Origin of the sequence: Sphingopyxis sp. LK2115, assembly GCF_014595975.1 — a bacterium.
Lineage (GTDB): Bacteria > Pseudomonadota > Alphaproteobacteria > Sphingomonadales > Sphingomonadaceae > Sphingopyxis.
In genome coordinates this window covers 1-8,613 of the sequence record NZ_JABWGQ010000028.1, presented here as the reverse complement: position 1 = coordinate 8,613, position 8,613 = coordinate 1, and the positions used below count along the sequence as shown (strand labels likewise).

At 64.8% G+C, this 8,613-nt stretch carries 9 protein-coding genes; 1 reads left to right on the top strand and 8 read right to left on the bottom strand.

Annotation, left to right across the window (positions count from 1 at the left end):
* Positions 1-208 precede the first annotated feature (208 nt).
* From virB11 to HUW43_RS04615, 8 genes are read right to left on the bottom strand one after another with little or no spacing between them, the layout of a single operon-like run.
* Positions 209-1,207: a P-type DNA transfer ATPase VirB11 gene (gene virB11 / locus HUW43_RS04650; protein ID WP_317450821.1), complete on the bottom strand. Its 999-nt coding sequence runs from the start codon at positions 1,205-1,207 to the stop codon at positions 209-211.
* Positions 1,208-1,209: 2 nt separating this feature from the next.
* A complete protein-coding gene (locus HUW43_RS04645; protein WP_223181286.1) occupies positions 1,210-2,316 on the bottom strand; it encodes a TrbI/VirB10 family protein in 1,107 nt (368 codons plus the stop codon).
* Positions 2,313-3,014, bottom strand: a complete 702-nt coding sequence (locus HUW43_RS04640; protein WP_188236309.1) for a TrbG/VirB9 family P-type conjugative transfer protein — start codon at positions 3,012-3,014, stop codon at positions 2,313-2,315. The genes HUW43_RS04645 and HUW43_RS04640 overlap by 4 nt, the downstream gene beginning before the upstream one ends.
* Positions 3,011-3,784 carry a virB8 family protein gene (locus HUW43_RS04635; RefSeq protein WP_188236308.1) on the bottom strand — a complete coding sequence of 258 codons (774 nt, stop codon included), beginning with the start codon at positions 3,782-3,784 and terminating at the stop codon, positions 3,011-3,013. Before HUW43_RS04635 ends, HUW43_RS04640 begins: the two co-directional genes overlap by 4 nt.
* The gene (locus tag HUW43_RS04630; protein WP_188236307.1) at positions 3,781-4,998 is read right to left on the bottom strand and encodes a type IV secretion system protein; all 1,218 of its coding nucleotides are present in this window, start codon (positions 4,996-4,998) and stop codon (positions 3,781-3,783) included. Before HUW43_RS04630 ends, HUW43_RS04635 begins: the two co-directional genes overlap by 4 nt.
* Positions 4,998-7,367, bottom strand: coding sequence for a VirB4 family type IV secretion/conjugal transfer ATPase (locus tag HUW43_RS04625; protein WP_188236306.1), 2,370 nt, complete (start codon positions 7,365-7,367; stop codon positions 4,998-5,000). The genes HUW43_RS04630 and HUW43_RS04625 overlap by 1 nt, the downstream gene beginning before the upstream one ends.
* Entirely contained in the window at positions 7,346-7,630 is a 285-nt protein-coding gene (locus HUW43_RS04620; protein WP_188236305.1) for a type IV secretion system protein VirB3, read from the bottom strand. The genes HUW43_RS04625 and HUW43_RS04620 overlap by 22 nt, the downstream gene beginning before the upstream one ends.
* A gap of 3 nt (positions 7,631-7,633) precedes the next feature.
* A complete protein-coding gene (locus HUW43_RS04615; RefSeq protein ID WP_188236312.1) occupies positions 7,634-7,948 on the bottom strand; it encodes a TrbC/VirB2 family protein in 315 nt (104 codons plus the stop codon).
* 120 nt (positions 7,949-8,068) lie between these two features.
* Here HUW43_RS04615 and HUW43_RS04610 point away from each other — a divergent pair, with 120 nt between their 5' ends.
* Complete coding sequence (locus HUW43_RS04610; protein ID WP_317450820.1) at positions 8,069-8,488, top strand: TrbC/VirB2 family protein; 420 nt, start codon at positions 8,069-8,071, stop codon at positions 8,486-8,488.
* Positions 8,489-8,613 lie beyond the last annotated feature (125 nt).

The following is an 8,613-nucleotide window of genomic DNA, read 5'->3' as shown; positions in this document are numbered from 1 at the left end:
ATGGCCCACGGCCACAGCCGAAATTACACCACCTTGACGGACGCGACCCCATGACCCCCGAAACTTCTGCCGCCCCACGGGCCGTCACGCCCGCGCAGAAATACTTGATAAGTTCTTCCTGCACACCCCGCCCAAGGCGGCTCCTGCGCCTCTCTCTAACCATATGACTTACATAACTTTTGTCTGCAATCTATGTCAGCCCCTTTTCTTATCGGGGTTTGGCTCTCGATCTTATCGAGAGTTCGGAAACATGCCTCCCCGCCGCATCGCGGCTGAGCTGAAGAACCACGTCGATCGTGGTTCGCATGTAAGCCAGAATATCGTCACGCTGGAGCGTTGAGCCGCCTTCCAGCACGAGCAGCGCGAGCTGCTCGAACGCACGCTCAACGCCGTCAGCATGGATGGTCGTCATCGACCCTGGATGCCCGGTATTGATCGCACGCAGGAACGCGAAAGCCTCCGGTCCGCGCAGCTCGCCAAGAATGATCCGATCGGGCCGCATGCGGAGCGAGGCCGACACCAGATCGTTAGCCGTCACATTCGCTTCGCCGAGCGCGCTTCGCGCGGCTATCAATCCCACGGCATTTTCATGCCTCAATCGGATCTCCGGTGTATCCTCGATGAGGATCAACCGCTCGTTGATCGGGATTTCACGGATCAGCGCATTGAGGAAGGTCGTCTTGCCCGACGAGGTCCCACCAGAGATCAGGATATTGAGCCGTCCCCTGACCGCCTCACGCAGCGCAGCGCCAACATCTCCCTTATCGACAAGCGCCCGGACCCGGTCGAGAGCTACCGAGGAACCTCGTTCACCCGTGCGCAGGTTGCGAAACGCGTCGGCCGACACATAATCGTCAAGCGTCAGTCCCGCCGACACATGCTTGCGGATCGCGATCGCCAGTTCGCCGCGCGTCGCGGGCGGCTGGGCGATCTGGATGCGCGAACCGTCGGGCAGGCTCGCCGAGAGCAGCGGATGCTCACGGCTGATCCCCTGATGGCTGAGCGCTGCCACTTGCCGCGCGAGCCGCGGCAACAGCGCAGCGTCAAGCTCTGGAACCTCGTGCCGCTCGATCGCGCCGCCGAGCGTTTCGATCCATATCTCGCCAGGCCGGTTGACATAGATGTCGGTGACGTCCTCGCGCTCGAGCGCAAAGGCGAGGGGCGCGAGATAGCTGCTCAGGTAGACCCGACCAGCGAGCGCAGCCATCGTCATCGCCGCGCCTCGACTGCGGTGAAATCGAGATCGCGCGCGACGAACACGCTGATGCTCGTTCCCTGGCGCACGCTGAGCGTCGGCGGAATCTGGGTCGCCGGCGTGGTGGCGCCAGCGGTCGGGAACGAGCCGGGCAGCGCAACGACGACCGAATCTCCGACCGATCGCGCAGCGAGGTTACCGCCGATCAGCATCGCCGTCTGCAGGATCGAGCCGGCGAACCGCTCGAAGAAATGGCTGTCGACTTTCGCCCGGACGCCGCCGACCCCGACCGGATCGGTGGTGGGCGATCCGATCGCGATCGTTACGCCATCGGGGCGGATGAGCCGCGTCCACGTCACGAAGGCGCGCTTCTGACCGGGACTCGTTTCCGACCTATATTCGCCGATCAGGCGGCTGCCGCGCGGGATCAGGACACGCGTACCGTCAAATCCATAAACGTCGCGTTGTACGAGCGCGCGAGCGAAGCCCGAGCCTGTCGAATTAAACGCCGTTTCGAGCACCGCCGGGATCAGCGTGCCTTGCGGGACGGTCGTCGCCCGATCCGACATTGCGCCCGCCCGGCTGCGCGACGCTATATCGGCGCCCGCCGCCGAGAGGGGTTGGTTGCCGCCGGCCCCGGCCGCCGCTTGAGCCGCGGGCGCCTGCAGCTGTGATGTGTCGACCACGAGGATCGCACCGCTGACAGATCGGGGCGTGGCGACGGGCGGTGGGGGCGCATAGGATAGCGGCGGCGGTGTCGCAGGCGGCGGCGATGGCGCCGTGAACATCGGCGGCCGGGGCGCGGGGATATGCTGGACCGGCGCCGCGCTCGCTGGCGGCGGCAGTGAGATCGCCGCCGCTGGCAAACGTGCGGGCGGGATATAGAGAGGCGGCGGGGCGCCGGATGCAGCCATCAGATCGGCGCGCGCTGGACGCACGGCGGGCGCGGTCAAGGCCGCCCGCCTTGCTTCGAGAACCGAGAACAGAATAGCGCCGGCAAGCACCGCCCCGATCGCGATCGCCGCGGTCGACAGGCCTGCCGACGGCTTGGCGACGCGCGGCATCGCGCCGCGCTCGGCCGGTTCGGCCAAGGCTTCGGGAGATGTGTCCGGTGCGGTCATGGGATGCGTGCCTTGGGAACATAGCGCTTCGCGCGCGCGGTCTTCCGGTCGATCCGGAACAACAACTCCTGGTGAACGCTGTCGATGACATATAGCCCGCCGCGCATATTGCCGTTCGCGAGCCGCTCGCGGCCATATTCGTCGATGAAGAAAGCGGCGGGCAGCGGCGTGTCGGCAGGCCAATCGATATAGGTCTTAGCCCCGTCGTCGCTGATCGCATCAGGCCAGAGCGCCTTGGTGCCGCTCAGCTTATATTTCGCGATCTGCTCGCCCATCTCGTCCGGAGCTGCCGGCATTGCGCTGCCCGTTTCGGCCGGATAGTTGAACCGCACTTCATAAGGCGGCGATCCGTAAGCGACGGGAACGAGATCGAAGGCATAGAAGCGTGCGCTGGTGATGACGGTCATGTTTGTGCTGACGCCGTCCTGCATCGGCCGGACGAAGAGCATATTGCCGCTCTGGCTCGCGACCACTTGCCAGGCGCCGCTGTCGCCGAGCGCAACATTCTGAATGCGCTCATCTGGTGCAAGCGCGATCAACACCTGATAGCCCGGTGCTCCCTCGATCTGCACGACCTGGTCGCGCCGATAATCGACCGTCTGCATACGCTGGTCGCCGCCGCTCGGCTGCGGGCGCACCTGCGCCTGCGCGGCGGCCGTGAGCAGCGCGAGCAGGAGCCAGGGCGTCCGGAGCATCATGGGTGCGACGGCACCTGCTGCGGCGCCGCGCCCGCTGTACGCGGATCGACCGCGGCGGAAGATGTGGCAACCGCGGCGGGTTCGGGTGCGGGCAAGGCTTCGGCGCTCTTGCGATAGCTCGACACCTTGAACCCCAGGGGGTTCACCATCCGGTCGGCCGCGCTCATCGGCTCGCCGCTATAGCTGTAGCGTACAACGACCACCCAAGGCTGCGCCGGATAGATATGGCCGTTGGCATCGCGCCGCCGCGTGTCGAAGCGGATCATCGCGGTGTCGCCGCCGAGCGGCGTGACGCTCTTCACCTCGACGTCGATCAGTGAGGAACGGGGCAGGCGGACGAGCGGGCTTTCGGGATTGGAGACCTGGATTTCGGAAAGATAATCGTCGCGTGCCGCTCCCGCGGACCAGAGTGCGACCTTGCGATAGTCGTTTTGCAGCAGATCGATGTCGAAGCCTTCGCGCGCGATCACATATTGCACGAGGAACGACTGGGTGAGCGCGTGGGTTGGCGAGATCGTCTGCGCCTCGAGCGGTTTCAGCTGCTGCACGAACCCGGTCTGCCGGTCGACGAGCAAAGTATATGGCTCGACGGTCTTGAGCGGGGTGAGAAAGAGCAGCGCCAACGCCTCGCATACGGCGATCACGCTCGCAGCGCCTGCTACCCACCAAGCGGTCCGGCGCGACGAGCGTAGCGCGTCGTTACGGTCATTCGCCCAGCTGTCGGCTTCGGCATAATAGGCGTCGAGCGCCTCGCGGCTGGTCTGCTTCATATATGTCTATCCCTGGCGAGCGTGCGTGACGACACGCGCTGGCGCGTTCGCCGGCCAGCGGAGCCGAGGATCGGTGCCCGCTCGCGCGGTTCGTCGCGATTCTGCCTGGCGGTGCTGCGGGCGATATGGGCGGCACGCGAGCCACCCGCCGCCTCCGCGACCACAGCTTCGCGGCGCTGGTTCATGGCGACGGCATCGGCAATCGCCGCGGCGCGCGAACGGCTTTCGATCGGCGGGTGCGCGGTGGCGGTGTGCCGGGCGGTTTCCGGACGCGAACCATTGGCCGGCCAAGCGGTCGCAAGAGCATTGGTCCAGGCAGGAACTCTAAGGCTCATCGCGATACGCGCCGTCAGCCACATCACGCCCGTCAGTGCGATCGTGAAGATCGTCATGGCGGCGAGCAGTTGCGCCGGAACACCCATAATGTCGAGATCGCCTGCACGCCGCGCGAGCAGAGTTGCGAGCCAAGGCTCGACAAAGGCGAGCTCGACCCCGAGCGTGACCGCAACCGCGAGACTGCCGAACGCGACCCCCAGCAGTGCCTTGAGCCAACCCTCGAACAGCCCGCGCGTTCCGTCGAACAGCAAGAAGGCCGCGAATAACGGCGCCAGCGCGAGCAAGAGCGCGGCGGCGATCCGCACGACCGCGAATGAGGCGATCGTCGATACGAGGAAGATTACTCGGGCAAAGCCCAGCGCAAAGCTGTCGAACCCGAGAAACGGCGGTGGCGGAACCGACGGCATCAACGGGCGGCCGTCGGGACCAAGCGGCGGCTGTCCCACGCCATCGATCGCCAGCACCTTGAGCGCCTGATCGACCGCGTCGATCCGCCCAACGAGACCGCCGTTGCTTCCCGGCAGGTTCGTCGGGTTCCCGATCGCAGAGGCCAGTTCGGCGGGCGAATGAAGGATGATGTCGTAGACCAATGTCTGATAGGCAGGCCAGCTTGTCGCCAGCACCAGCACGAGACCGATCTTGACGAAGGTCAACACGCCCTCGCGCACCGTCGGCGTGTGTCCGAAAAGCATCCGGTAGCCGATCAACGCGATCAGCAGCGTTGTCATGCCGGTCAGGAGAATCGAGGCCACCGATCCCGGTGCGGCAAGCGCCCTATAGCCTTCCGCGCCCAGCAACTGCGCCTGGCAGTCGAGGAAGCGGATCGCGCTCGGGGCGAAGCTTTCAGCGCTCGGGATATTGTCGCAGATCGTCGCCATCAGGCACGCTCCATCAGCGCATCGTACCAGGCTTCGGGGGCGTCGCCGTGCTCCGCGCGCAGCTCATCGAGGAGCCGCACCGTGCGTTCGCGCCCGGAAAGGATCGTCAGCAGCTCGCGCTCGCCAGTCAGGTTGAGCCGGACGACGACGCTCTCATTGCCGTGCTTGACGAGGAAGCAATGCGCGCTGTCGGGAAGCGAGCGCACCAGTTCATATTCGTGAGAGGTGAGGCCAAACCCGTCGACATAATCGTCGGCGCGCGCTTTCGGGTTCGCCATGAAGATCTGCGTTGCCGCCTGTTCGATGATTGCGCTCGCGATCCGGCTTTCGAGTGCATCTTGCGCGCTCTGCGTCGCGAAGCCGACGATGCCATTGCGCTTGCGGATCGTCTTCTCCCAATCCTTGATCCGGCGGACGAACACGTCGTCGTCGAGCGCCTTCCAACCCTCGTCGACGACGATGATCGCGGGGCTGCCGTCAAGCCGTTCCTCGACGCGGTGGAAGAGATACATCATCGCCGGCGTGCGCACCGCCGGATCGTCGAGGATCTGCGTCATGTCGAACCCGACCGAACGGACGGTCAGATCGGTTGCGTCCGCCTCATTGTCGAAGAGCCAGGCGCGCTCGCCATCGCCCCACCAGGGGCGCAGGCGCGACCAGAGGTCGTCGGCGTGGGGCCTATGGCCGCCTCGAAAGAGCTCGACGATATGGCGTAGCCGGCGATGATGCGGCGGTTGCGCATAGTTGGCGTCGATTGCATCCTTGATCTGGGCGAGTTCCTCGACGTCCACGGGCCCCGCGAGCAGCGCCAGCCAGTCGATCAGAAACTGGCGGTTGGCCGGATTGTCTTCGAGCTGAAGTGGATTGAGTCCCGAGGGTGTCCCGGGGCGCAGGACATCGTAGCGTCCGCCGATCGCGCGGATGAAAAGCTCGCCGCCGCGATCCTTGTCGAAAAACACGATACGCGGATCGAACTTGCGCGCCTGCGCGAGCAGGAAGTTGAGTGCGACGGTCTTGCCTGAGCCCGAGGGTCCGATGATCGTGAAGTTGCCGAGATCGCCCTGGTGGAAATTAAAGAAATAGGGACCCGCCGCGGTCGTCTCGAGCAGGGTAACCGCGTCGCCCCAATGATTGCCATGGGGCTGGCCGAGCGCGAAATTATGCCCGCTCGCAAGCCCCGCGAAATTGCCGGTCGAAACGAGCCCGCGCCGCGCAATATATTTGAAGTTGCCGGGGAACTGCGCCCAGAAAGCGGGTTCGAGCGCGATCTCCTCGCGGACGGCAATGATACCGAGGTCGGCAAGCGCCGCCTGTACTTCAGCGACGCCGGCATCGACCTCGTCGGGCGCGGCGCCGCGAATGGCGATCGTCATATGATGCTCGCCGAACCCCGACCGGCCAGCGGCGACTTCATCTTTTGCGTTCGAGAGCTCGGAGCGCAGGCTGACTGCTTCATCCTCGGCCGAGCGCATACGCCGGAGCGTCAGATTCAACCGGCCGAGCGCGGCCTGGCGCTCGATGAAGCCGAAGGACTGCGTCACGATGAACTCGAAGGGGAGCCGTAGCAGTTCGTCGAACATGCCGGGGCTCGTCTGTCCCGGATAGTCCTTGATCGAAGCGATACCGAGATAGGTCCGATCCGCATGGCCGGCAGGTGCGAGCTCGATCGCCTCCTGGCCGAAGCTGATGCGCCGGTCGGGGAGATAGGCGCCGGCATCCTGTGTCGGCAGCAGGACCGGGCGGTTCTCGCCATTATAGAGCGTCGACAGGAATTCGAGCGGCTCGGAGCAGAGCCCAGCCTCCCCCTCATAAACGGAAAGGAGCCTCGGCTCGTAGCTGCCGAGGGCTGCCATCAAGGCTTCGCGCGCCGCATCGAGCTGGCGAAGATCCTGCGCGGCCGTCTCGACCGGCGAGGCGGTTCGACTGAGCTTCTCGCGCAGTCCATCGAGGAGGCCAACGCGTCCCTGCAACGGCCGCCGGATCAGCGTCAGATAAAGATCGTTGACGAACAGCTGGCGCCGGTCGAGCCGCTGCTGCCAGGTCGCATCGAGCTTCGCCGAGAAAGGGTCATCGAAATGCCCGTCGAGCCCGACGTCGACGCGGCGGCGGACGATATGATGGTAGAGCGCGAAACGCGACGATCCGATCGCCTGGAGCATCGCATCGCGCAGCCGCTTGCGGTAGTTGATCTCGTCGGTGTCGGCGGTCTCGAACAGGAGACCGCGCATTGCAATGACCTGCATCAGCAAACCATCGCGCGTCGCGACCGTATGCCCATCAACATGATGGCTGTAAGGCAGATGCCGGCCCGCCGGCGCTTCCTTGGCGACGATCTTGGGGGAGGCCGCTAGGGCCGGTAGGAGTTGCATCGCCAGATCGAAAAATTACGCACGCGCGGGCAGCGCCCGACCTTGGTCAGCCAGAGGTCGAAGAAGCGCGGCTCGCGCAGGCAAAGCAGCACGCCGACGAAGTGAATCGCGAGCGCAATGATGAGCGCCCAGAGCGTCTTGAAGATCAGGAACAACTCGGTCGCGACAATCGCGTTGGCGACAAAATAGCTATAGGTGACGCCTGCAAACATCTGCGGGCGCGTCAGTCCAACGAACACCGAGTCGCGTTCGACCCCGTTCACGGCTTAGCGTCCCAGGTTGGCGGTGGACTGGATGCCGGCGACGATGCTCGCTGCCCCGAACAGGATGAAGCAGCCCACGATGACCGTCGCGCCATAGCGCCAGTTGATCCGCCCGGTGAGCATCAGGAAGCCGACCGTCGCGACCGCGATCACCGCGACGACCGTCGCGACCGTGCCGAGGAGTGTGCCTTCAAGCCACCGGACCGCCGATACCAGCACGCCGGAACCAGCCGGATCAGCAAGCTCTTGAGCCTGGGCGGCGGCTGCATGGAAAAGGCCGGTGATTGCGAGCATCCAACCGGCAACTCTGTTTTTCATTGTTCCCCCGATCGTGCGGCCCATCGCTTCCAGCGATTCCCATCATTGCACTAGCGCGGTGCCCGCAGGACTGCCAAGTGCAAATCGTCACCATTGTAGGGTGTTAAAGCGCCTTGCCCGGTGCCCGCCTTCGAGACTAAATCCGTTTCACCGATGCACTATTTGTCGACCCTTTCGCTTGCCGATCCGCCGCAAAACAGTCCGATCGCTGGCGGCGTGTCCTGGGTTCAGACCGTGATGCTGGGAACCACCGCCACCATTGTCGCCGTAATTGCCGTGGCGGCCATTGGCTTGCTCATGCTGTCCGGCCGATTGGAACTGCGGCGGGGGATCACGGTCGTGCTCGGCTGCTTCATTTTGTTTGGGGCAAGCGAAATCGCGGCGGCAATTACCGGCCTGGCCGGTCCCGGAACACAGCCGCATCGGGAGCCCGCGCCCGATATCGGCACGCGGACAAGCCCACTACAGGCCCCCGTACTGCCGCCCTCTGCCTATGATCCTTACGCCGGGGCGTCGGTCCCTGCTGTGCGCCAACCCTAGCGGGGTTCCCCGACGAAACCATTCTGGCGATGATCGGAGGGGGCCGCGGAGGATTTTCGCTTTCCTACAATCTTTTGGCGCGATAGCCCTTGACGAATCGAGGATCGAGTCTTGTTCGGCAGGAC

Coding starts and splice junctions, on each gene's coding strand:
- virB11 (WP_317450821.1), bottom strand. CDS start 1,207: ATGGCTGCGCTCGCTGGTCGGGTCTACCTGAGCAGCTATCTCGCGCCC.
- HUW43_RS04645 (WP_223181286.1), bottom strand. CDS start 2,316: ATGACCGCACCGGACACATCTCCCGAAGCCTTGGCCGAACCGGCCGAG.
- HUW43_RS04640 (WP_188236309.1), bottom strand. CDS start 3,014: ATGATGCTCCGGACGCCCTGGCTCCTGCTCGCGCTGCTCACGGCCGCC.
- HUW43_RS04635 (WP_188236308.1), bottom strand. CDS start 3,784: ATGAAGCAGACCAGCCGCGAGGCGCTCGACGCCTATTATGCCGAAGCC.
- HUW43_RS04630 (WP_188236307.1), bottom strand. CDS start 4,998: ATGGCGACGATCTGCGACAATATCCCGAGCGCTGAAAGCTTCGCCCCG.
- HUW43_RS04625 (WP_188236306.1), bottom strand. CDS start 7,367: ATGCAACTCCTACCGGCCCTAGCGGCCTCCCCCAAGATCGTCGCCAAG.
- HUW43_RS04615 (WP_188236312.1), bottom strand. CDS start 7,948: ATGAAAAACAGAGTTGCCGGTTGGATGCTCGCAATCACCGGCCTTTTC.